At 70.3% G+C, this 300-nt stretch carries 1 pseudogene; it reads left to right on the top strand.

Going from position 1 to position 300, the window contains the following annotated elements:
- Positions 1 to 300, top strand: a pseudogene (locus B8460_RS22760) (hypothetical protein); the annotation flags it as partial.

Here is a 300-nt window from a genome sequence, read left to right as displayed (position 1 = left end):
CGTTGATATGCGGCCGGCGAGGTGGCAAGTCGCGTGTCCTGGCCCTCATCGCCGCCTATCTCGCGACGGTCCCTGACTACACCCCGCACACGGCGCCGGGTGAGACGCTGGTCGCGGCCATCATCGCGGCGGATCGGCGGCAGGCGCGGGTGATCCTGGGCTACGTGGCCGGCCTTCTGCGCGCTGTCCCGGCCCTAGCGGCGATGATCGAGGACGTGCTCGCCGAGTCGATCCGGCTCACCAACGGCGTAACGATCGAGGTGCATACCGGCAGCATCGGCGCACCGCGCGGACGCACCT

The organism is Acidisphaera rubrifaciens HS-AP3 (genome assembly GCF_000964365.1).
Classification (GTDB): domain Bacteria; phylum Pseudomonadota; class Alphaproteobacteria; order Acetobacterales; family Acetobacteraceae; genus Acidisphaera; species Acidisphaera rubrifaciens.
The sequence above is the reverse complement of the archived record's forward strand: the minus strand, read 5'-3'. Positions and strand labels throughout refer to the sequence as shown.